The sequence below is a fragment of the Enterobacter wuhouensis genome (assembly GCF_035835995.1).
Classification (GTDB): domain Bacteria; phylum Pseudomonadota; class Gammaproteobacteria; order Enterobacterales; family Enterobacteriaceae; genus Enterobacter; species Enterobacter wuhouensis.
Genome location: NZ_CP142124.1, coordinates 4,633,500 through 4,659,744 on the forward strand (window position 1 = coordinate 4,633,500; position 26,245 = coordinate 4,659,744).

A 26,245-nucleotide genomic window follows, 5' to 3' on the forward strand; every position below is an offset into this window, starting at 1 on the left:
GGAGAATAACAGCGTGGTAGTATAGCGAGCCTAATCCATACCACTCAAGGCACGATCATGGCAAAAACAGCAGCAGCACTGCATATCCTTGTTAAAGAAGAGAAACTGGCTCAGGATCTTCTGGAGCAGATCAAAAACGGCGCCGACTTCGGCAAGCTGGCGAAGAAGCACTCCATCTGCCCGTCCGGCAAACGCGGCGGCGATCTGGGTGAATTCCGCCAGGGCCAGATGGTTCCGGCGTTCGATAAAGTGGTCTTCTCTTGCCCGGTACTGGAGCCAACCGGACCGCTGCACACCCAGTTCGGTTATCACATTATAAAAGTACTGTATCGCAATTAAAAAAGCCGGGTGGCGGCTACGCCTTACCCGGCCTACATCTTACGGTTTTGTAGGTCGGGTAAGCGAAGCGCCACCCGACTAGGTTATTAGCCCGCTACCGCTATACGCTTCATATCGGTCATGTAGCCACGCAGCTTCTGGCCCACTTTCTCGATGTCGTGGCTACGAATCGCTTCGTTTACGTCACGCAGCTGCGCGTTATCGACCGCACCTTCCGCAATCGCTTTGCCCAGATCGCCCGTCTGCAGGGTGGTCATGAACTCTTTCAGCAGCGGTACGCAGGCGTAAGAGAACAGGTAGTTACCGTATTCTGCGGTATCAGAGATAACCACGTTCATTTCATACAGACGCTTACGGGCGATGGTGTTCGCGATCAGCGGCAGCTCGTGCAGCGATTCATAGTATGCAGACTCTTCGATGATGCCGGAATCCACCATGGTTTCGAACGCCAGCTCAACGCCTGCTTTTACCATCGCGATCATCAGTACGCCTTTATCGAAGTACTCTTGCTCACTTATTTTGCCGTCGAACTGTGCAGCGTTTTCAAACGCGGTTTTACCGGTCTCTTCGCGCCAGGTCAGCAGATTTTTATCGTCGTTCGCCCAGTCCGCCATCATGCCGGAGGAGAACTCGCCGGAAATGATGTCGTCCATGTGTTTCTGGAACAGCGGCGCCATGATGGTTTTCAGCTGTTCAGACAGCGCGTAAGCACGCAGTTTTGCCGGGTTGGACAGACGGTCCATCATCAGCGTGATGCCGCCCTGCTTCAGCGCTTCGGTGATGGTTTCCCAGCCGAACTGAATCAGTTTTTCCGCGTAGGCCGGGTCAGTACCTTCTTCCACCAGCTTGTCGAAGCACAGCAGAGAGCCGGCCTGCAGCATACCGCAGAGGATAGTCTGCTCACCCATCAGGTCAGATTTCACTTCGGCAACGAAGGAAGATTCCAGAACGCCCGCGCGGTGGCCGCCGGTCGCTGCTGCCCAGGCCTTGGCAATCGCCATGCCTTCGCTTTTCGGATCGTTTTCCGGGTGAACTGCGATAAGCGTCGGCACGCCGAAACCGCGTTTGTACTCTTCACGCACTTCCGTACCCGGGCACTTCGGCGCCACCATCACTACGGTGATGTCTTTACGGATCTGCTCGCCCACTTCAACGATGTTGAAGCCATGGGAGTAACCCAGCGCCGCGCCGTCTTTCATCATTGGCTGAACCGCACGCACCACGTCTGAGTGCTGCTTGTCCGGCGTCAGGTTAACCACCAGATCGGCCTGCGGGATCAGCTCTTCGTAGGTACCCACTTTGAAGCCGTTTTCGGTCGCTTTACGCCAGGAAGCACGCTTCTCAGCGATCGCTTCTTTACGCAGGGCGTAGGAGATATCCAGCCCGGAGTCACGCATGTTCAGGCCCTGGTTCAGACCCTGTGCGCCACAGCCGACGATGACCACTTTTTTACCCTGAAGGTAGCTCGCGCCATCGGCAAATTCATCGCGGCCCATAAAGCGGCATTTGCCCAGCTGCGCCAGCTGCTGGCGCAAGTTCAGTGTATTAAAGTAGTTAGCCATGGGTGATACCTCGTGATGTTATGCGTCTTATTGTTCGGTTCGCTTATGCGAGAATGAACTTACTATATGACAGGAAATTTATTGCGGAAATTGATATATTCACAACGTCACGTTGCAATTTCTGCAATGTAAAAAGAGGGGGTGAAATCCGTGGATTTACGCGATTTGAAATTGTTCCTGCATCTGGCGGAAAGCCGCCACTTTGGCCGCAGCGCCCGGGCGATGCACGTCAGCCCCTCTACGCTTTCGCGCCAGATCCAGCGCCTGGAAGAGGATCTGGGCCAGCCGCTGTTTGTGCGCGATAACCGCACCGTCACCCTCACCGAAGCCGGGGAAGAACTGCGCGTCTTTGCCCAGCAGACCTTGCTACAGTACCAGCAGCTGCGGCACACCATTGACCAGCAGGGGCCGTCGCTTTCCGGCGAGCTGCATATTTTCTGCTCCGTGACCGCGGCCTATAGCCATCTGCCGCCCATCCTCGATCGCTTTCGCGCGGAACATCCGTCGGTCGAAATCAAGCTCACCACCGGCGACGCTGCGGACGCCATGGAAAAAGTGGTGACGGGTGAAGCCGATCTCGCCATTGCCGGAAAGCCCGAAACCCTGCCGGGCGCGGTGGCGTTTTCGATGCTGGAAAATCTGGCGGTGGTGCTGATTGCCCCTGCCCTGCCCTGCCCGGTGCGTAACCAGGTGTCGGTGGAGAAACCGGACTGGTCCACGGTGCCGTTCATCATGGCCGATCAGGGGCCGGTCCGCCGCCGCATTGAGCTATGGTTCCGCCGTCAGAAGATCAGCAATCCGTCAATTTACGCGACGGTGGGCGGCCATGAGGCGATGGTCTCGATGGTGGCGCTGGGCTGCGGCGTGGCGCTCCTGCCGGAAGTGGTGCTGGAGAACAGCCCGGAACCGGTACGCAATCGCGTGATGATTTTAGAGCGCAGCGATGAGAAAACGCCGTTTGAGCTTGGCGTCTGTGCACAAAAAAAGCGGCTGCATGAGCCGCTTATTGATGCGTTCTGGAAGATCCTGCCCAACCACTAGCCGGATGGCGGCGCGAGCGCCTTGTCCGGCCTACGGCTCGAAAGAACGTAGGCCTGATAAGCGCAGCGCCATCAGGCATTTTCCCGAGCACCCTAGCCCGCCAGGAAGAACCTGAACGCCGGGTTATGGGTTTCGTCGTGACACTCATAGCCCAGCTCGTTCAATCGCGTTTCGAAATCCGGCTCGTGCTCGCCCAGCTCGAACGCCGCCAGCACGCGGCCATAGTCGGTGCCGTGGCTGCGGTAGTGGAACAGGGAAATGTTCCAGTGCGTTCCAAGAGTATGCAGGAACTTGAGCAGCGCGCCCGGCGATTCCGGGAACTCGAAGCTGAACAGGCGCTCCCGCAGCGGCTTCGACGGACGCCCGCCGACCATGTAGCGTACGTGCAGCTTCGCCATCTCGTCGTCGGAGAGATCCACCACGCTGTAGCCGCCCTCATGCAGCAGGTGGAGGATCTCTTTACGCTCCTCCACGCCCCGGCTCAGGCGCACGCCAACAAAAATGCAGGCGTCTTTGGCGTCGGCAAAGCGGTAGTTGAACTCCGTTACCGAACGACCGCCCAGCAGCTGGCAGAACTTGAGGAAGCTGCCCTTCTCTTCCGGAATGGTCACCGCCAGCAGCGCTTCACGCTGTTCGCCCAGCTCGCAGCGCTCGGAAACGTAGCGCAGACCGTGGAAATTCACGTTCGCACCAGACAGCACGTGCGCCAGACGCTCGCCGCGAATGTTGTGCTGCGCGACGTATTTTTTCATCCCCGCCAGCGCCAGCGCGCCGGACGGTTCCGCTACCGCGCGCACGTCCTCGAACAGATCTTTCATCGCCGCGCAGATGGCGTCGCTGTCGACGGTGATGATGTCGTCGAGATACTCCTGGCACAGGCGGAAGGTTTCATCCCCGATGCGTTTCACCGCCACGCCTTCGGCAAACAGCCCGACGCGCGGCAGATCCACCGGATGACCGGCATCCAGCGCCGCCTTCAGACAGGCTGAGTCTTCCGCTTCAACGGCAATCACTTTAATCTGCGGCATCAGCTGTTTGATCAGCACCGCGACGCCCGCAGCCAGGCCGCCGCCGCCGACCGGCACAAACACGCGGTCGAGATGGGCATCCTGCTGCAGCAGCTCAAGCGCCAGCGTGCCCTGCCCGGCAATCACCATCGGATGGTCGAACGGCGGCACCCAGGTGAAACCCTGCTGCTGCGCCAGCTCGATCGCTTTGGCTTTTGCTTCGTCAAAGTTAGCGCCGTGGAGCAATACTTCGCCGCCGAAGCCGCGCACCGCATCGACTTTAATATCCGCCGTGGCAACCGGCATCACGATCAGCGCTTTCAGCCCCAGACGGGCAGACGAGAACGCCACGCCCTGGGCGTGGTTGCCTGCCGACGCGGTGATCACACCGCGCGCTTTCTGCTCGTCGGTCAGCCCGGCCATCATCGCGTAGGCGCCGCGCAGCTTGAAGCTGTGCACCGGCTGACGGTCTTCGCGCTTCACCAGGATCACGTTGTCGAGGCGCGAAGAGAGTTTTTCCATTTTCTGCAGGGGGGTGACCTGCACGGCTTCATAGACCGGCGCGCGCAGCACCGCTCTCAGGTATTCCGCCCCCTCGGGGGCGGCGGATAAGGGTTGAGACTCGGCCATCATTAGCCCCCAAGTTTAGATTTATCGCGCACCGCGCCTTTATCCGCACTGGTGGCAAGGCTCGCGTAGGCGCGCAGGGCGAAGGAGACTTCACGCTGGCGATCTTTCGGCGTCCAGGCTTTGTCGCCGCGGGCTTCCTGCGCTTCGCGACGGGCCGCAATTTCCTGGTCGCTCAGCTTCAGCTGAATGCCGCGATTTGGAATATCGATTTCGATCAGGTCGCCGTCTTCAATGATGGCGATGTTGCCGCCGCTTGCCGCTTCCGGCGAAACGTGGCCGATAGAGAGGCCGGAGGTGCCGCCGGAGAAACGTCCGTCGGTGATCAGCGCGCAGGCCTTACCGAGTCCCATAGATTTCAGGAAGGTGGTTGGGTAGAGCATCTCCTGCATGCCCGGGCCGCCTTTCGGCCCTTCGTAGCGAATGACGACCACATCACCCTCCACCACTTTACCGCCGAGGATGGCTTCAACCGCATCGTCTTGGCTTTCGTAAACTTTGGCCGGGCCGGTAAATTTCAGGATGCTGTCGTCCACGCCTGCGGTTTTTACGATGCAGCCGTTTTCCGCGAAGTTACCGTACAGCACGGCCAGACCGCCGTCTTTGCTGTAGGCGTGCTCCAGCGAGCGGATACAGCCTTCGGCGCGGTCATCGTCCAGGGTGTCCCAGCGGCAGTCCTGCGAGAACGCCTGAGTGGTGCGGATGCCCGCCGGACCGGCGCGGAACATCTTTTTCACCGCGTCGTCTTTGGTCAGCATCACGTCGTACTGGTCCAGCGACTCCGGCAGCGTCAGGCCGAGCACGTTTTTCACTTCACGGTTCATCAGGCCCGCACGATCCAGCTCGCCCAGAATGCCCAGCACGCCGCCCGCACGGTGTACGTCTTCCATGTGGTACTTCTGGGTACTCGGCGCGACTTTACACAGCTGCGGCACTTTACGGGAGAGCTTGTCGATATCGCTCATGGTGAAGTCGATTTCGGCTTCCTGCGCGGCGGCCAGCAGGTGGAGAACGGTGTTGGTGGAGCCGCCCATGGCGATATCCAGCGTCATGGCGTTCTCAAACGCGGCTTTGCTGGCGATGTTGCGCGGCAGCGCGCTGGCGTCGTCCTGTTCGTAGTAGCGCTTGGTCAGCTCAACGATGCGCTTACCGGCGTTGAGGAACAGCTGCTTACGGTCGGCGTGGGTCGCCAGCAGCGAGCCGTTGCCCGGCTGAGAGAGGCCCAGCGCTTCGGTCAGGCAGTTCATGGAGTTGGCGGTGAACATCCCGGAGCAGGAGCCGCAGGTCGGGCACGCGGAGCGCTCAACCTGGTCGCTCTGCTCGTCAGAGACTTTCGGGTCCGCGCCCTGAATCATCGCATCGACCAGATCGAGCTTGATGATTTTGTCGGAGAGCTTGGTTTTCCCCGCTTCCATTGGACCGCCGGAGACGAAGATCACCGGAATGTTCAGGCGCAGGGAGGCCATCAGCATCCCCGGGGTGATTTTGTCGCAGTTGGAGATGCAGACCATCGCATCGGCGCAGTGGGCGTTAACCATGTACTCAACCGAGTCGGCGATCAGCTCGCGCGACGGCAGTGAATAGAGCATGCCCCCGTGACCCATCGCGATACCGTCATCCACCGCAATGGTGTTGAACTCTTTCGCCACGCCGCCGGAGGCTTCGATTTGCTCGGCAACCAGCTTTCCGAGATCGCGCAGGTGCACGTGGCCCGGTACGAACTGGGTGAAGGAGTTCACCACGGCGATAATCGGCTTGCCGAAATCGGCGTCGGTCATTCCGGTGGCGCGCCACAGTGCGCGGGCACCCGCCATGTTACGGCCGTGGGTGGTGGTGGCTGAACGATACTTAGGCATGCTTTATTTACTCCCGTCTGACTATTTAATGGGACGGTGCGTGCCGTCCCAAATTTATGCTTAGTGATTAACCTGATCCAACCAGCCGTATTTATCTTCTGTTTCGCCGGTGAACAGGCCGAAGAACGCTTGCTGAATACGTTTGGTGACCTGGCCACAGCGGCCTTCGCCGACCTGGATACCGTCTACGCTGCGCACCGGCGTGATTTCAGCCGCGGTACCGGACATGAACACTTCGTCGGCCAGATACAGGGATTCGCGGGACAGCACCTGCTCGCGCACTTCGATACCCAGATCTTTTGCCAGCTTGATGATGGCGTCACGGGTGATGCCCGGCAGCGCGGACGAGGTGAAAGGCGGGGTGAACAGAATGCCGTCTTTTACTTCAAACAGGTTTTCGCCTGCGCCTTCGGAAATGTAGCCGTTCACGTCCAGGGCAATACCTTCCTGATAGCCGTGGCGGCGCGCTTCGCTACCGACCAGCAGGGAAGAAAGGTAGTTACCGCCCGCTTTCGCGGCGGTCGGGATGGTGTTTGGCGCAACGCGGTTCCAGGAAGAGACCATTGCATCGATCCCCTGCTCCAGCGCTTCAGCACCCAGGTAGGCACCCCACGGGAACGCGGCAATGATCACATCGGTGTTGTATCCGGCTGGCGGGTTCACGCCCATGCCGACGTCGCCCACGAACACCAGCGGACGGATATACGCGCTGGTCAGGTTGTTCTTGCGGATCACCTCGCGGCAGGCTTCCATCAGCTCGTCGACGCTCTGGGAAACCGGGAAACGATAAATTTTGGCTGAGTCATGCAGACGCTGCATGTGTTCGCGATGGCGGAACACCACTGGTCCTTTGTGAGAGTCGTAGCAGCGGATGCCTTCAAATACGGAGGTACCGTAGTGCAGCGCGTGGGACATCACGTGAACCTTCGCGTCCTCCCAGCGAACCATCTCACCGTTGAACCAAATGTAATCAGCTTTTTTCGTCGTCATTTTTTCGTCCTGTCACGCTTAAGCGCGGATTTGTTGTGATGTGGTTGTGCTCTGGCAGATGGCAACATGGGCAACGTCTACCAGTTTTGATAATTGACTAAACAGTAAGTCGACCGACCGCGGGCTGGCAACGGTTAATTCGATACTGATGTTCTGCGCGTCCGTGGCCGTTTCCATATTCATAGAGCAAATCTGAAAACCACGATGACGCACCACGCGCAAAACGCGTTCTAAGGTTTCCGGGTTGAAGCGAGCCTGTACGGCGACCTGATGCTGCATCATGATAATTTCTCCATCATTTGTGAGTTACTGGCACCGGGCGGTACCAACGGCCAGACGTTCTCGAGTTCATCGATTGAGACATGAAGCAGGTAAGGCCCATCGCTGTTCAGCATGGTGTCGAGCGCCGCTTCAACCTGATCTTTACGGGTGATGTGCTGGCCAGGGATGCCAAAGGCGCTGGCCAGGGTGAGGAAATCGGGGTTATCGGTAAGAGTCGTTTCGCTGTAGCGCTCCTGGAAGAAGAGCTGTTGCCACTGGCGAACCATCCCTAAACGCTGGTTGTCGAGCAAGACGATTTTCAGCGGCAGCTGCTTACGCTTAACGGTGCCCAACTCCTGTACGTTCATCATGAAGGAGCCGTCACCGGAGATACAGATAACGGTGTCGTTCGGGCGGGCAACCTGCGCGCCAACGGCGGCTGGCAGACCGAAGCCCATCGTCCCTAACCCGCTGGAGGTGATGAAGTTTTCCGGGCGGGTGTAGGTCATGTGCTGTGCGGACCACATCTGGTGCTGGCCTACGTCGGTGGTGACGACGCTGTCTGCCGGTTTACGGTCAGACAGCTGCTTCAACAGCAGCGGCGCGTAGATGGCCTCGCCGGGATGGTCGTAACGCCAGGCGTGTTCGGCGCGCATGTCTGCGGCGTGCTGACGCCATGGGTTGATATCCAGCGGCTGCTGCAGCGCGGGTAACAGCGCGTTGAGATCGCCCTGCAGCGCCACGTGCGCCTGACGCAGCTTGTTCATCTCCGCCGGGTCGATATCCATATGGATGACTTTGGCGTTCGGCGCAAAGGTATTCAGCTTGCCGGTGACGCGATCGTCAAAACGGGCCCCCACGGCGATGAGCAAGTCGCACTCCTGCACCGCCAGGTTTGCCGCTTTGGTGCCGTGCATCCCCAGCATGCCCAGATAGTATGGGTAATCCGCGTCGACAGCACCGAGACCTTTCAGCGTGCAGGTCGCTGGCATCTGCGTGGTTGCGATAAAGTCGCGCAGGGCTGGAACGGCCTGCGCCATGCCGACGCCACCGCCGACGTACAGCATCGGCTGTTTCGCCTGTGCCAGCATCTGGCGCGCCTCGTCAACTTCCGCATGGGGAAACGCGTCTTCATTTACCACGGTGGAGAAATGCGGTTCCAGATCGCCGAGTGCGACCTGGATATCTTTCGGGATATCCACCAGAACCGGGCCAGGGCGGCCTGAACTTGCCACCTCGAACGCTTCTGCCATCACGCGCGGCAGTTCTTCCAGAGACTGAACGAGGAAACTGTGCTTGGTGCAGGCCAGCGACAACCCGAGCACGTCCACTTCCTGGAAAGCATCCGTACCGATGAACGGAGACGCTACCTGCCCGGTGATGGCAACAACGGGAACAGAATCCAACAGCGCGTCAGCCAGGCCGGTGATCAGGTTCGTTGCGCCCGGACCTGACGTCGCCATACACACGCCGTTTTTACCGGTCGCACGGGCATAGCCAATGGCCGCCATCGCTGCACCCTGCTCGTGTCGGCACAACAGGTGTTCCACGCCGCCGTCATACAGTGCATCGTAAATCGGCATAATTGCGCCACCCGGATATCCGAATACTGTCTCGACTCCCTGCGCGCGCAACGCATGTACTACCCACTGTGCACCATTCATAGTTAGTTCCCCGTCATAAATCGGGAGAAACAGAATTTTGTGCTAGTTTTCATTCTCTGCTCCTCGTTTACGTTTTTTAGTCATAAAAAAACCCCCGGACCTTTCGGTGCGGGGGTCTTAGTTCGTTAAGGCTTGATTCTTAAGCCTTTCCTTGTCCAAGTGCAGCCCCGCACGGTGGGATAATAATCACCACCACGCTAATCACGACCAGGCTAATCACTCGTAGAAGGGCTGTCATTTTCAGTTCTTTTTGCATCTTGTTCGAAGGAATACCTAAAGAGTTATCACAGTTTTTCAATCAAACACAAGATTTATTTATGACGAATTTTGTTAGCGAGCAAATCATTTTGCTAAAAATCGTTGTTTTATATGACAAAAAAAGAAAATGAATATTTTTCATTTTTTTCTGCGCGAGTCACTCATCAAAACGAGGGTATAGGGCCTTTTGCGAGGTAGATTCCGCCATGATGTAACACTTTCATAATGAGGTTAAAAAGCAGGAACAGGCGTCGTAAAGAGGCGAAATGACGGTAAACAGGGTTAAGAGTTGCTGGCATAGTTATGCCAGGAGGTAGTGCTAATGTCACTGTCAGTGGTTTATACGCGTGCGGCAATTGGGGTGAAAGCACCGTTGATTTCCGTAGAGGTTCATCTCAGCAATGGCCTGCCCGGACTCACCCTTGTCGGCCTGCCTGAAACGACGGTAAAAGAGGCCCGGGATCGGGTACGCAGCGCGATTATCAATAGCGGTTATACCTTCCCTGCAAAGAAGATCACCATCAATCTCGCTCCGGCCGATCTCCCCAAGGAGGGAGGGCGATATGATTTACCTATCGCAATTGCGCTTCTCGCGGCTTCTGAGCAGCTCAATACGACAAGGTTAGGCTCGTATGAGTTCATCGGTGAATTGGCGCTTACAGGCGCATTAAGAGGCGTTCCTGGAGCAATCTCGGGTGCGCTTGAAGCTATCCACGCGGGTCGGAATATCATTGTAGCCAATGAAAATGAATCAGAAGTGAGCCTTATCGCAGAGAAAGGATGCCTGATAGCCGGGCACTTGCAGGAAGTCTGCGCGTACCTCGAAGGTCGGCATGAACTGGCTGAACCTGAAGAAAGGGGGGATGCTATACCAGACATGACGGACGACCTCAGCGATATAATTGGCCAGGAGCAGGGGAAGCGAGCATTGGAGATCACCGCCGCAGGGGGACATAACCTTCTGCTTATTGGCCCGCCGGGTACAGGTAAAACCATGCTGGCGAGCAGGCTGAATGGCTTACTGCCCCCGCTTAATAACCGCGAGGCACTTGAGAGCGCCGCAATATACAGCCTGGTGAATGCCACCTCGTTACATAAACAATGGCGACGCCGCCCTTTTCGCTCACCGCATCACAGCGCTTCGCTTACGGCGATGGTCGGTGGGGGTTCAATTCCTGGCCCGGGGGAAATTTCGCTGGCACACAACGGCATATTGTTTCTTGATGAGCTGCCTGAGTTTGAGCGCCGCGTGCTGGATGCCCTGAGGGAACCCATTGAATCCGGTGAGATACATATCTCACGCACGCGAGCCAAAATAAGCTATCCCGCGCAGTTCCAGCTCGTCGCGGCAATGAACCCCAGCCCATCGGGGCACTATCAGGGTAATCATAACCGCTGCACGCCGGAACAGACGCTGCGTTATCTGGGTAAATTGTCTGGCCCTTTCCTGGATCGTTTCGATTTATCTCTTGAAATCCCATTGCCGCCGCCAGGGCTGCTCAGTCAGAGCGGCGTAAAAGGTGAAAGCACTGCCGACGTTCGCGATCGCGTTATTGGCGCTCAGAGCCGTCAATACGCACGTCAACATAAGCTGAATGCGCGTCTGGATAATGCTGAGATTCGGCAGTTTTGCCAGCTTAAGGTCGAGGACGCATGCTGGCTTGAGGAGACGTTGACGCGCTTTGGACTTTCCATCCGCGCCTGGCAGCGCCTGCTGAAAGTGGCGAGAACTATTGCCGATGTGGAAGGCGTCACCGATATTGAGAGACACCATCTTCAGGAAGCATTGAGCTATCGGGCGATCGACAGGCTACTACTACACCTGCAAAAATTACTGGCATAAAAAAGGGGCCGTAGCCCCTTCTTATCAACTTAATCGTCAGACTCGGTGTAGTCTTCTGCACCTTCCATCTGTGGCTTACCGCCAGACAGCGTGTGGAAGCGCTTTGGACGCTTTATGCGTGCCATATACTTGATCCATACACGTTCCGCTTCAGACTCTGGCTCACGCTCACCACGGCAAACAGAGACAAACTGCTTTTCGTCTTCAGTTGAAGGCTCACGCTTACCCAGATCCAGCTCGTTAAAGGCATAACCATGGCGCTCAAGCAGCTGAGCTTCTTTGATGGTGAAATCGCCGTGACGAGAGAACCCGCGCGGATAATGTTTATTGTCGAAAAAACGATTAGTCGTCGTAAAGCTTTCCGCCATCCTACACGCTCCTAATTCTTTGGCCGAGCTATTTATGGCGCGGAGTATTAGTTACGCTTGACAGAGTGTAAAACAAAACATTTAAATCATAACGACAAATAATTTTGCGGAGAAAGATGTGGATACGGAATTGCTAAAAACTTTCCTTGAAGTGAGCAGAACACGGCACTTCGGGCGAGCAGCTGAAGCCCTTTACCTGACGCAGTCAGCGGTCAGTTTTCGTATTCGACAACTGGAAAATCAACTGGGTGTGAATCTTTTTACCCGCCATCGCAACAATATTCGCTTAACGCCTGCCGGTGAGAAGCTGCTCCCGTACGCAGAGACGCTGATGAATACCTGGCAGGCTGCACGTAAAGAGGTAGCCCATACTTCGAGGCACAATGAATTTTCGATAGGGGCCAGCGCTTCCCTGTGGGAATGTATGCTTAGTCAGTGGCTTACCCGGCTGTATCATTCACACGGGCATCTGCAGTTTGAAGCCAGAATTGCGCAACGCCAGTCGCTGGTTAAGCAACTTCATGAGCGGCAGCTGGATCTTTTAATCACGACAGAAGCCCCCAAGATGGACGAATTTAGCAGCCAGATTGTAGGCCAATTCGGCCTTGCTCTTTATGCATCAGAGCCGTCGATGATGAAAACAGATCTGAGTTATCTGCGCCTTGAATGGGGACCCGACTTTCAACAGCATGAAGCGGGATTAATCGCCAGCGATGATGTTCCGCAGTTAACGACGAGTTCTGCAGAAATCGCCTGTCAGCAGCTGGCTTTATTGAAGGGTTGTACCTGGTTACCCATCCGTTGGGCAGGAACTAAAGCAGGCCTGCATACCGTAACTGATTCTACGACGCTTTCCAGACCGCTGTATGCTATCTGGCTGCAAAACAGTGACAAGCAATCTCAGATTAAAGATCTGCTAAAAATCAACATCTTGGATTGATGCATAAGCCTGCAGAAATGCAGGCTGAATCTTCTGGGGAGTACTTATCGTTTTTGAGGCAAAAAAAAATCCTTTGCCGAAGCAAAGGATTCTATATGGCAGGGGCGGAGAGACTCGAACTCGCGACACCCGGTTTTGGAGACCGGTGCTCTACCAACTGAGCTACGCCCCTAAATCTTCTTACCATTAAGCCTGCCCAGAAGGCAGGCTTAATGACTTAATAAGTGGCGGAACGGACGGGACTCGAACCCGCGACCCCCTGCGTGACAGGCAGGTATTCTAACCGACTGAACTACCGCTCCACCGAAGACTTCTGTAACCACCGGATTTATGCACCGGCTTACTACTTAATTTGATGCCTGGCAGTTCCCTACTCTCACATGGGGAGACCCCACACTACCATCGGCGCTACGGCGTTTCACTTCTGAGTTCGGCATGGGGTCAGGTGGGACCACCGCGCTAAAGCCGCCAGGCAAATTCTGTTAATCTGTATCAAAGCTGAAAATCGTGTCGTCTCTTCGCCAAAACACCTTCGGCGTTGTAAGGTTAAGCCTCACGGTTCATTAGTATCGGTTAGCTCAACGCATCGCTGCGCTTACACACCCGACCTATCAACGTCGTAGTCTTCAACGTTCCTTCAGGACTCTCAAGGAGTCAGGGAGAACTCATCTCGGGGCAAGTTTCGTGCTTAGATGCTTTCAGCACTTATCTCTTCCGCATTTAGCTACCGGGCAATGCCATTGGCATGACAACCCGAACACCAGTGATGCGTCCACTCCGGTCCTCTCGTACTAGGAGCAGCCCCCCTCAATTCTCCAGCGCCCACGGCAGATAGGGACCGAACTGTCTCACGACGTTCTAAACCCAGCTCGCGTACCACTTTAAATGGCGAACAGCCATACCCTTGGGACCTACTTCAGCCCCAGGATGTGATGAGCCGACATCGAGGTGCCAAACACCGCCGTCGATATGAACTCTTGGGCGGTATCAGCCTGTTATCCCCGGAGTACCTTTTATCCGTTGAGCGATGGCCCTTCCATTCAGAACCACCGGATCACTATGACCTGCTTTCGCACCTGCTCGAGCCGTCACTCTCGCAGTCAAGCTAGCTTATGCCATTGCACTAACCTCCTGATGTCCGACCAGGATTAGCTAACCTTCGTGCTCCTCCGTTACTCTTTGGGAGGAGACCGCCCCAGTCAAACTACCCACCAGACACTGTCCGCAACCCGGATTACGGGTCTACGTTAGAACACCAGCCATTAAAGGGTGGTATTTCAAGGACGGCTCCACGCAGACTGGCGTCCACGCTTCAAAGCCTCCCACCTATCCTACACATCAAGGACCAGTGTTCAGTGTCAAGCTATAGTAAAGGTTCACGGGGTCTTTCCGTCTTGCCGCGGGTACACTGCATCTTCACAGCGAGTTCAATTTCACTGAGTCTCGGGTGGAGACAGCCTGGCCATCATTACGCCATTCGTGCAGGTCGGAACTTACCCGACAAGGAATTTCGCTACCTTAGGACCGTTATAGTTACGGCCGCCGTTTACCGGGGCTTCGATCAAGAGCTTCGCGTTGCCGCTAACCCCATCAATTAACCTTCCGGCACCGGGCAGGCGTCACACCGTATACGTCCACTTTCGTGTTTGCACAGTGCTGTGTTTTTAATAAACAGTTGCAGCCAGCTGGTATCTTCGACTGATTTCAGCTCCACCCGCAGGGGCTTCACCTACATATCAGCGTGCCTTCTCCCGAAGTTACGGCACCATTTTGCCTAGTTCCTTCACCCGAGTTCTCTCAAGCGCCTTGGTATTCTCTACCTGACCACCTGTGTCGGTTTGGGGTACGATTTCGTGTTACCTGATGCTTAGAGGCTTTTCCTGGAAGCAGGGCATTTGTTACTTCAGCACCGTAGTGCCTCGTCATCACACCTCAGCGTTAATAAACGACCGGATTTACCTAATCGTTCCGCCTACATGCTTAAACCGGGACAACCGTCGCCCGGCTAACATAGCCTTCTCCGTCCCCCCTTCGCAGTAACACCAAGTACAGGAATATTAACCTGTTTCCCATCGACTACGCCTTTCGGCCTCGCCTTAGGGGTCGACTCACCCTGCCCCGATTAACGTTGGACAGGAACCCTTGGTCTTCCGGCGTGCGGGCTTTTCACCCGCATTATCGTTACTTATGTCAGCATTCGCACTTCTGATACCTCCAGCAGCCCTCACAGGCCACCTTCAACGGCTTACAGAACGCTCCCCTACCCAACAACGCATACGCGTCGCTGCCGCAGCTTCGGTGCATGGTTTAGCCCCGTTACATCTTCCGCGCAGGCCGACTCGACCAGTGAGCTATTACGCTTTCTTTAAATGATGGCTGCTTCTAAGCCAACATCCTGGCTGTCTGTGCCTTCCCACATCGTTTCCCACTTAACCATGACTTTGGGACCTTAGCTGGCGGTCTGGGTTGTTTCCCTCTTCACGACGGACGTTAGCACCCGCCGTGTGTCTCCCGTGATAACATTCTTCGGTATTCGTAGTTTGCATCGGGTTGGTAAGCCGGGATGGCCCCCTAGCCGAAACAGTGCTCTACCCCCGAAGATGAGTTCACGAGGCGCTACCTAAATAGCTTTCGGGGAGAACCAGCTATCTCCCGGTTTGATTGGCCTTTCACCCCCAGCCACAAGTCATCCGCTAATTTTTCAACATTAGTCGGTTCGGTCCTCCAGTTAGTGTTACCCAACCTTCAACCTGCCCATGGCTAGATCACCGGGTTTCGGGTCTATACCCTGCAACTTAACGCCCAGTTAAGACTCGGTTTCCCTTCGGCTCCCCTATACGGTTAACCTTGCTACAGAATATAAGTCGCTGACCCATTATACAAAAGGTACGCAGTCACCCCATAAAGAGGCTCCCACTGCTTGTACGTACACGGTTTCAGGTTCTTTTTCACTCCCCTCGCCGGGGTTCTTTTCGCCTTTCCCTCACGGTACTGGTTCACTATCGGTCAGTCAGGAGTATTTAGCCTTGGAGGATGGTCCCCCCATATTCAGACAGGATACCACGTGTCCCGCCCTACTCTTCGAGTTCACAGCATGTGTGCTTTCGTGTACGGGAGTATCACCCTGTACCCTGCGACTTTCCAGACGCTTCCACTAACACACAAGCTGATTCAGACTCTGGGCTGCTCCCCGTTCGCTCGCCGCTACTGGGGGAATCTCGGTTGATTTCTTTTCCTCGGGGTACTTAGATGTTTCAGTTCCCCCGGTTCGCCTCGTTAACCTATGTATTCAGTTAACGATAGTGTGTCGGAACACACTGGGTTTCCCCATTCGGACATCGCCGGGTCAAAGGTTCATATCACCTCGCCGGCGCTTTTCGCAGATTAGCACGTCCTTCATCGCCTCTGACTGCCAGGGCATCCACCGTGTACGCTTAGTCGCTTAACCTCACAACCCGAAGATGTTTCACTTCATGATTGCGAAAATTTGAGAGACTCGAACACACCATTAAGGTGTGTCGTTTCAATTTTCAGCTTGATCCAGATTTTTAAAGAGCAAAACTTCGCAGTGCACCTTTTCAGGTTCACTCTGAAGTTTTCTTGTATTTCGCAGTAAAAGGATGGTGGAGCTATGCGGGATCGAACCGCAGACCTCCTGCGTGCAAGGCAGGCGCTCTCCCAGCTGAGCTATAGCCCCATCGTTTGCAATCTCTGTACCGCTCATCCTTTAAAAGGAGTTTGGTAGGCCTGAGTGGACTTGAACCACCGACCTCACCCTTATCAGGGGTGCGCTCTAACCACCTGAGCTACAAGCCTGCAGAGATTTTTACTGCTATTTTTCATCAGACAATCTGTGTGAGCACTACAAAGGCAGGTTCTTTAAGGTAAGGAGGTGATCCAACCGCAGGTTCCCCTACGGTTACCTTGTTACGACTTCACCCCAGTCATGAATCACAAAGTGGTAAGCGCCCTCCCGAAGGTTAAGCTACCTACTTCTTTTGCAACCCACTCCCATGGTGTGACGGGCGGTGTGTACAAGGCCCGGGAACGTATTCACCGTAGCATTCTGATCTACGATTACTAGCGATTCCGACTTCATGGAGTCGAGTTGCAGACTCCAATCCGGACTACGACGCACTTTATGAGGTCCGCTTGCTCTCGCGAGGTCGCTTCTCTTTGTATGCGCCATTGTAGCACGTGTGTAGCCCTACTCGTAAGGGCCATGATGACTTGACGTCATCCCCACCTTCCTCCAGTTTATCACTGGCAGTCTCCTTTGAGTTCCCGGCCTAACCGCTGGCAACAAAGGATAAGGGTTGCGCTCGTTGCGGGACTTAACCCAACATTTCACAACACGAGCTGACGACAGCCATGCAGCACCTGTCTCAGAGTTCCCGAAGGCACCAAAGCATCTCTGCTAAGTTCTCTGGATGTCAAGAGTAGGTAAGGTTCTTCGCGTTGCATCGAATTAAACCACATGCTCCACCGCTTGTGCGGGCCCCCGTCAATTCATTTGAGTTTTAACCTTGCGGCCGTACTCCCCAGGCGGTCGACTTAACGCGTTAGCTCCGGAAGCCACGCCTCAAGGGCACAACCTCCAAGTCGACATCGTTTACGGCGTGGACTACCAGGGTATCTAATCCTGTTTGCTCCCCACGCTTTCGCACCTGAGCGTCAGTCTTTGTCCAGGGGGCCGCCTTCGCCACCGGTATTCCTCCAGATCTCTACGCATTTCACCGCTACACCTGGAATTCTACCCCCCTCTACAAGACTCTAGCCTGCCAGTTTCGAATGCAGTTCCCAGGTTGAGCCCGGGGATTTCACATCCGACTTGACAGACCGCCTGCGTGCGCTTTACGCCCAGTAATTCCGATTAACGCTTGCACCCTCCGTATTACCGCGGCTGCTGGCACGGAGTTAGCCGGTGCTTCTTCTGCGAGTAACGTCAATTGCTGAGGTTATTAACCTCAACACCTTCCTCCTCGCTGAAAGTACTTTACAACCCGAAGGCCTTCTTCATACACGCGGCATGGCTGCATCAGGCTTGCGCCCATTGTGCAATATTCCCCACTGCTGCCTCCCGTAGGAGTCTGGACCGTGTCTCAGTTCCAGTGTGGCTGGTCATCCTCTCAGACCAGCTAGGGATCGTCGCCTAGGTGAGCCGTTACCCCACCTACTAGCTAATCCCATCTGGGCACATCTGATGGCAAGAGGCCCGAAGGTCCCCCTCTTTGGTCTTGCGACGTTATGCGGTATTAGCTACCGTTTCCAGTAGTTATCCCCCTCCATCAGGCAGTTTCCCAGACATTACTCACCCGTCCGCCGCTCGTCACCCAGGAGCAAGCTCCCTGTGTTACCGCTCGACTTGCATGTGTTAGGCCTGCCGCCAGCGTTCAATCTGAGCCATGATCAAACTCTTCAATTTAAGTTTGATGCTCGTGAATTAAACTTCGTAATGAATTACGTATGTTCACTCAGAGACTTGGTATTCATTTATTGTCCGAAGACATTAAGAATCCATGTCACTTTGAGTGCCCACACAGATTGTCTGATAAATTGTTAAAGAGCAGTGCAACGCGGCTTTCGCTCACCGTTGCGAGGTCCCGTATGATACGTTTTCCTCATTCAGAGTCAAGCGATTATTTTCACTTTTCTCTGTTGGCGTTCATCGCTGAACCCCGCTAACCCGGCGGCCTGTAAGCCGTTGTTCCGTGTCAGTGGAGGCGCATTATAGGGAGTTCTCAGACGTTGACAACCCCTCTTTTAAAAAAAACGTTTAACCGTCTCTTTTTTGCTCAAAATCGGACTACAGCGCCAGTTTTTCGAGCGTTTCAAAGCCATACCGGCGTAAAACGGGTAAAAGTTGCTCAGTTTCTTTTGTTATTGCCATGCAAAAAGCGATATTCGCGTCAGACGATTTTGCATTAGGGGCTTCATGTTCAAGCAGCCAGGCCGTGCGTCGTGCGATAGCAGCACCAGAATCTACCAGACGCGTCCCCTCAGGCAGCACCTCTAACAGCTCTTCCTGTAATAGCGGGAAGTGGGTACAACCCAATACGACGGTATCCGGTGGCTCCGGCATACGCAGCCAAGGGCGAAGAATGCGGCGCAGTTCGTCAAGCGATACCGCCTCGCCATGCAGCTTGGCTTCTGCCATTTCCACCAGCTCAGCCGACCCCAGCATTGCGATCTGGCATTCATTAGCAAAGCGATCGATAAGTTCGCGCGTATAAGGACGCTTTACCGTGCCGCGCGTTGCGAGCAGGCCGACAATGCCATTTGCCGTCAGGCGCGCGGCTGGCTTTATTGCAGGGACAACGCCCACAACCGGGAACGGGAATTTTTCGCGCAGGGCAGGAAGGGAAACGGTGCTTGCCGTGTTGCAGGCAATGACCGCCAGCGCCAGTGGGTAGCGCTGTTGTACCGCGGTGACGATTTCAAGCACACGCTCAACGATAAAGTCTTCACTCTTTTCCCCGTAAGGGAATGCGACGTTATCGAAGGCGTAGATGTAATGAAGGTCCGGCAGGAGATGCCGAATCTCATCATAGACCGAAAGCCCACCGACGCCGGAATCAAACACCAGCACGGTGGGACGCGGATCAGAAGGTGTAGCTGCCAGACAAGGTGTATTCCCGTCCTGCAGTTTGATAGCCATAAACTGTCTCGTAATCTTTATCGAACAGGTTGGCTATTTTACCACGAACTGTAAGGTGAGAGGTGACAGGATATGAAACCGCAGCATCCCACAGGCTTACGCCGCCCATTTTCACGCGTTCTGTTGCATAGGTATTCGGATCAACGGCAACGTCATAGCGGGTGCCCAGATAACGGTACGCCAGGTTCCAGTCGAGATCCCACACCTGCCAGTCGAGCTGATACTTAACCTGCTGCTTAGAACGGCGTGCCAGGACTTCGTTAGTTTTCGCATTACGCGGGTCGACGTAGTCGTAAGAAATCTGATGCCCTACCGGGCCAGTGTCGAACTGGGCCGTCGCCTCGATCCCTTTGATACGGGCTTCATCAACGTTGTAATAACGGTAAGTCCGCGGGTCGCTATTAATGAGGTTATCGATATCATTACGATAGCCCGTCACACGCCAGTTTACCGGTCCCGTCAGGCCTTCAAACCCGCCTTCCCACTGCTTACTCTCTTCTGGCTTAAGATCCGGGTTACCGTAATCCTTACTGTGGATCTGGCTCATGGTCGGTGCTTTATACGCTGTGCCGTAAGAACCGATGATGCGATACCCCTCAATGAACTCCCACGCGGCGCTGGTCTGCCAGGTGGCGTGATTGCCAAAGTTAGAGTTATCGTCATTACGCGCCGCCGCTTCCAGCGTCACGCTGCTGAACTGCTGCATCGCCGATACGAACACGCCGGTATTGCGCTGTTCGTAACCTTTATCCAGGTAGCCCGTTCCTGCCTGCGTCTTCTGCTTTTGCCAGTCCAGACCCGCACCGATATTACCGTGCCCCACTTCAACCGTATTCAGCCACTGAGTGGTGTACTGCTTCACGTCATCCATGGTGGCGGAGTCAGCGTAGCGGCCTTTTTTCGGATCGTAGTTCTGGTCTTTACTGCGACCGTAACCCGCCACCAGCTGAGACTGATAAATCCCCTGGTTGTAACGCAGACCGGTATCCCAGTTCTGGCTGTAGAGCTGGCGAGTATCCGGTCGTCCATCGATCGTAAAGCTGGCGTCATAGTGATCGTAACCGTCATACGCAGAGCGGTTGTCATAGCCAAAGCCACGGAAGAAGCCGCTTACGCTATCGGTAATCTGCTGCTCCACGGAGCCGTACAGTGACTTACTCATAAAGCCGTCACGATCCGGCTGGCGGGGCGCATCCTTTGCAGCGATATCAAAACCACGGGTATAGGTATAGTTACCCGCCATCGTGATTTTGGTTTTATCCAGCACCTGCTGGAAAGCGCCATCATAGGTCTGATAGCCCTTAGAGCCGACGCTCGCTGAAATTTCTGCACCCGGCTTATCGCGCCCGGTGATGATGTTAATCACGCCGCCAATCGCGTCGGAGCCATACAGGGCCGAACGCGGACCGCGGATGTACTCAATGCGCTGAATCAGCGACGTTGGAATTTGGCTCAGATCGGGAACGTTGCTGATCCCGGCGTTATTCAAAGGAATGCCGTCAATCAGCACCAGCACATGGCGAGATTCCGTTCCGCGAATAAACGTAGAAGAGGTCGAACCCAGGCCACCGCTTTGGGCGATATCCACGCCAGGCAAACGAGACATGATTTCCACTACGCTCTTTGCCTGCCAGCGTTCAATATCTTCACGCGTCACAACGGACGTCGGTGCCAGAACAGTTTTTGCCGGTTGTTCAAAACGATTTGCCGTCACCACCAACGAGTCTGAGCTATCCTGCGCCCAGCCCGAAAATGCCGTGACGGACAGCGCCGTCAGCAGCGATACTTTTTTAATCATTGTTAAAGCATCCACAATATAAGAAGGATGCCGCAGGCCTCATCTATAGCACGCGATGATGAAACCAAATGCGACGTGATCCCGGCAGGTCTTCGGGCTAGGTGGCGTTTATGGATGAAGACTTCCCGTTTTCACAGTGTCTATAACTCTCATCCCGCCAGTCTTTACCGCTGCGCGTCAGCTCCAGATTTACACTGGATTCCCTTTTCACTCTCAGGAGACCGGAAACAGAATGCTACAATTAGACACGTATAGATGTCCAGATAGCTATTGGCCATTAAGTCTGGACATCCCCTGAACAATGCCTACAATCCCCGCGTAATTCTTTATCACTCAGGACGCATCATGACCCCAGAACACCTCCCGACAGAACAGTACGACGCGCAGCTGGCAGAGAAAGTCGTCCGCCTGCAAAGTATGATGACGCCGTTCAACGCGCCCGTTCCCGAGGTGTTCCGCTCCCCTGTCAGCCACTACCGCATGCGCGCCGAGTTCCGCATCTGGCACGACGGTGACGACCTGTACCACATCATTTTCGATCAGCAGACGAAGTCCCGTATTCGCGTGGACAGCTTCCCGGCGGCGAGTGAGCTGATTAACCAGCTGATGACGCTGATAATGGACGGCGTGCGCAACAACCCGGTGCTGCGCCACAAGCTGTTCCAGATTGACTATCTGACCACCCAAAGCAATCAGGCTATCGTCTCGCTGCTGTACCACAAAGCATTAAACGACGAGTGGCGCGAGCACGCAGAAGCCCTGCGCGATGCGCTGCGGGCGCAGAACATCAACGTGCACCTGATTGGCCGCGCGACTAAAACCAAGATTATGCTGGACCAGGATTACATCGACGAACGTCTGCCGTTGGCGGGTAAAGAGATGGTGTATCGTCAGGTCGAGAACAGCTTCACCCAGCCGAACGCCGCGATGAACGTGCAGATGCTGGAGTGGGCGCTGAAGGCGACGGAAGGGGCAACGGGCGATCTGCTTGAGCTGTACTGCGGTAACGGCAACTTCTCGCTGGCGCTGGCGCGTAACTTCGATCGCGTCCTGGCAACGGAAATCGCCAAGCCGTCGGTGGCCGCCGCGCAGTACAACATTGCCGCCAACCATATCGACAACGTGCAGATCGTTCGCATGGCTGCAGAAGAGTTTACCCAGGCGATGAACGGCGTGCGCCAGTTTAACCGCCTGGAAGGGATCGATCTGAAGAGCTACCAGTGCGAGACGATTTTTGTCGATCCGCCGCGCAGTGGCCTGGACAGCGAAACCGAGAAGATGGTGCAGGCGTACCCGCGCATTTTGTACATCTCCTGTAACCCGGAGACGCTGTGCAAAAACCTCGAAACATTAAGCCAGACGCACAATGTTGAACGCCTGGCGCTGTTCGATCAGTTCCCGTATACGCACCATATGGAGTGCGGCGTACTGCTCACGGCGAAGTAATGGGGGCCTTGAAGCGAAGCGCCACCTGCCAAAAAAAGCCGGATGGCGCTTCGCTTATCCGGCCTACAATGGAAAAACCTTTACTCCGGTAACTGGCTCTTACGGCTACGCATGCGCGAGCCAATCCAGAACACCAGCGCCACCGACAGCACGGCAGGGAGGAAGTTAGAGCCGATATCCGGATACTCCGCGCGTACCACGGTGCTAAACAGCAGCACGCCCAGAATAAAGCAGGCGGCAGCCAGCCCCGGTAGCCCGACCGGCATGGTGCGGTTCAGGTAGCGTTGATGCAAACAGTACACCGTCAGCACCAGCGCGATAATCGGGAAAATCGAGAACGGGACGATAGAGCTGAACACAGCCGCAAACGTGCCGTTAATGGATAAGCCAGCGATCAATGCCAGCAACAACGTTCCTTTATCCTGACCTGACTGTTTCATTACTCACCTTCACTCATCGGTTTGATGTGCTAACTTCTCTTGTTCACGGCGATACCAGTAGTACGCGCCTTTCGAAATCATGCGCAGCTGCAATACCAGTCGCTCTTCGAGCTGCTTGCGTTGTTCAATGCTCACATCCAGCGCTTCCGCACCGGCACTGAAGACAATAGTGACCATTGCTTCGGCCTGTGCTTCCGTGAAAGCACGCGGCATATGGTTTTCGATTTCCAGATAGTCGGCAAGTTCCGCGATAAAGTGCTGAATTTCACGCGCGACGGCGGCACGAAATGCGGCTGACGTTCCCGAACGCTCGCGCAGCAGCAGGCGAAACGCGTTGGGGTTATTGCCGATAAATTCCATAAAAGTCGACACGGAGGTGCGGATCACGCTGCCCCCTTTTGCGATACGCTGACGCGCCTGGCGCATCAGCTGGCGCAGCATCAGGCCGCTCTCGTCGACCATGGTCAGACCCAGTTCATCCACATCGCGGAAATGACGATAGAAGGACGTTGGCGCAATCCCGGCCTCGCGTGCGACTTCGCGCAGGCTCAGGCTGGCAAAACTTCGCTCAGCACTCAGTTGACTGAATGCCGCTTCCACCAGCGAACGCCGGGTTTTCTCTTTTTGTTGTGCTCTTACGCCCATCACGATAGTTGAATCCTTCCAAAGGCCTGCTGGCACTATACCAGAGAATAAAATTAATCTGTTTACCTGGCTTTGTGAATGAATGTTTACGTGCGGTTTGTGCTCCACTGCCGGAAAAAAGCACAACGATAATTGGGTTACTTCTGCAATGATGTTATGATTCTGTTGCTTTTATGTATAAGAACAGGTAAGCCTTGCCATGTCACATTCCTACGATTACGACGCAATAGTTATTGGTTCCGGCCCCGGCGGCGAAGGTGCTGCTATGGGGCTGGTGAAACAGGGAGCCAGAGTCGCGGTCATCGAGCGCTATCATAACGTTGGCGGCGGTTGCACCCACTGGGGCACCATCCCTTCAAAAGCCCTCCGCCACGCCGTTAGCCGCATTATCGAATTTAACCAGAACCCTCTCTACAGCGACCACTCTCGACTTCTTCGTTCCTCCTTTGCCGACATCCTCAATCACGCGGATACCGTCATTAACCAGCAGACGCGCATGCGCCAGGGGTTCTATGAGCGTAACCACTGCGAGATCCTACAGGGCAACGCGCATTTTGTGGATGAACACACGCTGGCGCTCGAGTGCCACGACGGTTCGATTGAAACGCTCACCGCCGAAAAATTCGTGATCGCCTGCGGTTCACGCCCTTACCATCCGGCCGACGTCGATTTCTCGCACCCGCGCGTGTACGACAGCGACTCTATCCTCAGCCTGCACCATGAACCGCGCCACGTGATTATCTACGGCGCGGGCGTGATTGGCTGTGAATACGCGTCGATCTTCCGCGGAATGGAGGTCAAAGTTGACCTGATCAACACCCGCGACCGCCTGCTGGCGTTCCTCGATCAGGAGATGTCAGATTCGCTCTCCTACCACTTCTGGAACAGCGGCGTGGTCATTCGTCACAACGAAGAGTACGAGAAAATTGAAGGCTGCGACGACGGGGTGATCATGCACCTGAAGTCTGGCAAAAAGCTAAAAGCCGACTGCCTGCTGTACGCCAACGGCCGTACCGGCAATACCGATTCACTGAAGCTGGAAAACATCGGCCTTGAGACCGATAGCCGCGGTCAGCTGAAGGTCAACAGCATGTATCAGACCGCCCTGCCGCACGTTTACGCGGTTGGCGACGTGATTGGCTACCCAAGCCTGGCCTCTGCCGCTTACGACCAGGGACGCATTGCCGCACAGGCGCTGGTAAAAGGCGAAGCGACGGCGCACCTGATCGAAGATATTCCGACGGGTATCTACACCATCCCTGAAATCAGTTCAGTGGGTAAAACCGAGCAGCAGCTGACGGCGATGAAGGTGCCTTACGAGGTAGGTCGCGCGCAGTTTAAACATCTGGCGCGGGCGCAAATCGTGGGGATGAGCGTGGGTACGCTGAAGATCCTGTTCCATCGCGAGACGAAGGAAATCCTCGGCATTCACTGCTTCGGTGAACGCGCGGCGGAAATCATTCATATCGGCCAGGCAATAATGGAGCAGAAAGGCGGTGGTAACACCATCGAGTACTTCGTTAACACCACCTTTAACTACCCGACGATGGCGGAAGCCTATCGGGTAGCTGCGCTGAACGGCTTAAACCGCCTGTTTTAACGCGTTGTCAAAATGGCCATCCATCGAACCACGGATGGCCTCTGCCAGCTGCTCATAGCGGCTGCGCAGCGGTGACCCCGGACGATAAACCAGCCCGATCGTGCGACGCGGTTCGGGTTTGATGCACGGCAGATAGACCACGCCATCACGCTTACGCTCGTGCGGCACCGCCAGCGCAGGCAGCAGCGTAATACCGCTTCCCGCCGCGACCATATTACGCAGCGTTTCGAGGCTGGTTGCGCGGAAATGGGTATCCTCATCGGCCCCCGCTTCAAAGCAGAAGCCCATCGCCTGGTCGCGCAGGCAGTGGCCATCTTCCAGCATCAGCAGCTTTTCACCCGCCAGATCGGCCATCGGCACGCGATCGCGGTTCGCCCACGGATGATCTTCATAGATCGCCAGCATCATCGGCTCGTCGAACAGCGGCACTTCGATAAAGGCTTCGCTCTCTTTGACCAGCGCCAGAATCGCACAGTCGAGCTTGCCGCTATCCAACTGCGCCAGCAGCTGATGGGTTTGCGCTTCATGCAGGTACATTTCGAGTTTCGGGAACGTCTGGTGCAGCATCGGAATGATCTGCGGCAGCAGGTACGGGCCAACGGTAGGGATCAGGCCAATATGCAGCGGGCCGGACATCGCCTCCCCCTGCTGGCTTGCCATTTCCTTGAGCACTTTGACCTCGCGCAGCACGGTGCGCGCCTGATCCACCAGCAGCAAACCGGCCTGGGTGAACAGTACCTTACGACTGGTGCGCTCCAGCAGCATCACGCCCAGCTCATCTTCCAGCTTGCGGATCTGGCCGCTCAGCGTGGGCTGGCTGACGTGGCAGGAATCTGCCGCGCGGCGAAAGTGGCGATGCTCGGCTAACGCTACCAGGTATTCAAGATCACGAATATTCATTA

Annotated in this window: 20 protein-coding genes, 4 tRNA genes, 3 rRNA genes and 1 riboswitch; of the genes, 6 read left to right on the forward strand and 21 right to left on the reverse strand. The window is 55.5% G+C overall.

All coding sequences use genetic code 11. From position 1 onward, the window contains the following. Positions 1-57 precede the first annotated feature (57 nt). On the forward strand, positions 58-339 hold the full coding sequence (gene ppiC, locus VPX56_RS22110) for a peptidylprolyl isomerase PpiC (RefSeq protein ID WP_006812396.1): 282 nt from the start codon (positions 58-60) through the stop codon (positions 337-339). A gap of 86 nt (positions 340-425) precedes the next feature. On the opposite strand, the gene ilvC is transcribed toward ppiC, so the two are convergent. After that, the gene (gene ilvC / locus VPX56_RS22115; protein WP_326468942.1) at positions 426-1,901 is read right to left on the reverse strand and encodes a ketol-acid reductoisomerase; all 1,476 of its coding nucleotides are present in this window, start codon (positions 1,899-1,901) and stop codon (positions 426-428) included. A gap of 150 nt (positions 1,902-2,051) precedes the next feature. Between ilvC and ilvY the strand changes: the two genes are divergently transcribed. Next, complete coding sequence (gene ilvY / locus VPX56_RS22120) at positions 2,052-2,942, forward strand: HTH-type transcriptional activator IlvY (protein WP_131635713.1); 891 nt, start codon at positions 2,052-2,054, stop codon at positions 2,940-2,942. Between the two features lie 92 nt (positions 2,943-3,034). On the opposite strand, the gene ilvA is transcribed toward ilvY, so the two are convergent. The 7 genes from ilvA to ilvL all read right to left on the reverse strand — a co-directional run bounded on the left by ilvA (position 3,035) and on the right by ilvL (position 9,585). Further along, a complete protein-coding gene (gene ilvA, locus VPX56_RS22125; RefSeq protein WP_131635722.1) occupies positions 3,035-4,579 on the reverse strand; it encodes a threonine ammonia-lyase, biosynthetic in 1,545 nt (514 codons plus the stop codon). Positions 4,580-4,581: 2 nt separating this feature from the next. Then, positions 4,582-6,432: a dihydroxy-acid dehydratase gene (ilvD, locus tag VPX56_RS22130; RefSeq protein ID WP_326468945.1), complete on the reverse strand. Its 1,851-nt coding sequence runs from the start codon at positions 6,430-6,432 to the stop codon at positions 4,582-4,584. A gap of 60 nt (positions 6,433-6,492) precedes the next feature. Then, the gene (ilvE, locus tag VPX56_RS22135) at positions 6,493-7,422 is read right to left on the reverse strand and encodes a branched-chain-amino-acid transaminase (RefSeq protein WP_263611265.1); all 930 of its coding nucleotides are present in this window, start codon (positions 7,420-7,422) and stop codon (positions 6,493-6,495) included. Positions 7,423-7,440: 18 nt separating this feature from the next. Beyond that, entirely contained in the window at positions 7,441-7,704 is a 264-nt protein-coding gene (gene ilvM, locus VPX56_RS22140; RefSeq protein ID WP_006179206.1) for an acetolactate synthase 2 small subunit, read from the reverse strand. Continuing rightward, entirely contained in the window at positions 7,701-9,347 is a 1,647-nt protein-coding gene (gene ilvG / locus VPX56_RS22145) for an acetolactate synthase 2 catalytic subunit (RefSeq protein ID WP_326468947.1), read from the reverse strand. The genes ilvM and ilvG overlap by 4 nt, the downstream gene beginning before the upstream one ends. A gap of 2 nt (positions 9,348-9,349) precedes the next feature. Further along, the gene (gene ilvX / locus VPX56_RS22150) at positions 9,350-9,400 is read right to left on the reverse strand and encodes a peptide IlvX (protein ID WP_207389462.1); all 51 of its coding nucleotides are present in this window, start codon (positions 9,398-9,400) and stop codon (positions 9,350-9,352) included. 86 nt (positions 9,401-9,486) lie between these two features. Continuing rightward, entirely contained in the window at positions 9,487-9,585 is a 99-nt protein-coding gene (gene ilvL, locus VPX56_RS22155; RefSeq protein ID WP_071824223.1) for an ilv operon leader peptide, read from the reverse strand. Positions 9,586-9,927: 342 nt separating this feature from the next. On the opposite strand from ilvL, the gene VPX56_RS22160 reads away from it, so the two are divergent. After that, positions 9,928-11,448, forward strand: a complete 1,521-nt coding sequence (locus VPX56_RS22160) for a YifB family Mg chelatase-like AAA ATPase (RefSeq protein ID WP_131635716.1) — start codon at positions 9,928-9,930, stop codon at positions 11,446-11,448. A gap of 29 nt (positions 11,449-11,477) precedes the next feature. On the opposite strand, the gene VPX56_RS22165 is transcribed toward VPX56_RS22160, so the two are convergent. Next, complete coding sequence (locus VPX56_RS22165) at positions 11,478-11,816, reverse strand: MaoP family protein (RefSeq protein ID WP_119938168.1); 339 nt, start codon at positions 11,814-11,816, stop codon at positions 11,478-11,480. 118 nt (positions 11,817-11,934) lie between these two features. On the opposite strand from VPX56_RS22165, the gene hdfR reads away from it, so the two are divergent. Then, complete coding sequence (gene hdfR, locus VPX56_RS22170; protein WP_326468951.1) at positions 11,935-12,756, forward strand: HTH-type transcriptional regulator HdfR; 822 nt, start codon at positions 11,935-11,937, stop codon at positions 12,754-12,756. A 96-nt stretch (positions 12,757-12,852) separates the two neighbouring features. On the opposite strand, the gene VPX56_RS22175 is transcribed toward hdfR, so the two are convergent. The 9 genes from VPX56_RS22175 to btuB form a co-directional block, all read right to left on the reverse strand. After that, positions 12,853-12,928: transfer RNA gene (locus tag VPX56_RS22175), tRNA-Trp, on the reverse strand. Positions 12,929-12,981: 53 nt separating this feature from the next. Further along, positions 12,982-13,058: transfer RNA gene (locus VPX56_RS22180), tRNA-Asp, on the reverse strand. 55 nt (positions 13,059-13,113) lie between these two features. Further along, positions 13,114-13,229: ribosomal RNA gene (rrf, locus tag VPX56_RS22185) — 5S ribosomal RNA — on the reverse strand. Positions 13,230-13,298: 69 nt separating this feature from the next. After that, positions 13,299-16,204 (reverse strand): 23S ribosomal RNA (locus VPX56_RS22190). Positions 16,205-16,377: 173 nt separating this feature from the next. Continuing rightward, a tRNA-Ala gene (locus tag VPX56_RS22195) sits at positions 16,378-16,453 on the reverse strand. Positions 16,454-16,495: 42 nt separating this feature from the next. Continuing rightward, positions 16,496-16,572: transfer RNA gene (locus VPX56_RS22200), tRNA-Ile, on the reverse strand. A 69-nt stretch (positions 16,573-16,641) separates the two neighbouring features. Continuing rightward, positions 16,642-18,181, reverse strand: a 16S ribosomal RNA gene (locus tag VPX56_RS22205). The 16S, 23S and 5S rRNA genes sit together here with 4 tRNA genes alongside, the layout of an rRNA operon. Positions 18,182-18,562: 381 nt before the next feature. Further along, on the reverse strand, positions 18,563-19,414 hold the full coding sequence (murI, locus tag VPX56_RS22210) for a glutamate racemase (RefSeq protein WP_326468953.1): 852 nt from the start codon (positions 19,412-19,414) through the stop codon (positions 18,563-18,565). Then, positions 19,359-21,212, reverse strand: coding sequence for a TonB-dependent vitamin B12 receptor BtuB (gene btuB / locus VPX56_RS22215; protein ID WP_326468955.1), 1,854 nt, complete (start codon positions 21,210-21,212; stop codon positions 19,359-19,361). Before btuB ends, murI begins: the two co-directional genes overlap by 56 nt. A 66-nt stretch (positions 21,213-21,278) precedes the next feature. After that, positions 21,279-21,453: riboswitch (cobalamin riboswitch) on the reverse strand. A gap of 104 nt (positions 21,454-21,557) precedes the next feature. On the opposite strand from btuB, the gene trmA reads away from it, so the two are divergent. Beyond that, entirely contained in the window at positions 21,558-22,658 is a 1,101-nt protein-coding gene (trmA, locus tag VPX56_RS22220) for a tRNA (uridine(54)-C5)-methyltransferase TrmA (protein ID WP_326468957.1), read from the forward strand. Between the two features lie 80 nt (positions 22,659-22,738). Here trmA and VPX56_RS22225 read toward each other — a convergent pair whose 3' ends face one another. Continuing rightward, positions 22,739-23,098 (reverse strand): YijD family membrane protein, encoded by a 360-nt coding sequence (locus tag VPX56_RS22225; RefSeq protein WP_131635654.1) that lies wholly within the window; start codon positions 23,096-23,098, stop codon positions 22,739-22,741. Positions 23,099-23,107: 9 nt separating this feature from the next. Further along, positions 23,108-23,746, reverse strand: a complete 639-nt coding sequence (fabR, locus tag VPX56_RS22230; RefSeq protein WP_125915679.1) for an HTH-type transcriptional repressor FabR — start codon at positions 23,744-23,746, stop codon at positions 23,108-23,110. 196 nt (positions 23,747-23,942) lie between these two features. Between fabR and sthA the strand changes: the two genes are divergently transcribed. Beyond that, a complete protein-coding gene (sthA, locus tag VPX56_RS22235) occupies positions 23,943-25,343 on the forward strand; it encodes a Si-specific NAD(P)(+) transhydrogenase (protein ID WP_131635653.1) in 1,401 nt (466 codons plus the stop codon). On the opposite strand, the gene oxyR is transcribed toward sthA, so the two are convergent. Continuing rightward, entirely contained in the window at positions 25,326-26,243 is a 918-nt protein-coding gene (gene oxyR, locus VPX56_RS22240) for a DNA-binding transcriptional regulator OxyR (RefSeq protein ID WP_326468960.1), read from the reverse strand. The two genes, sthA and oxyR, sit on opposite strands and share 18 nt — an antisense overlap. Between the last annotated feature and the right edge of the window lie 2 nt (positions 26,244-26,245).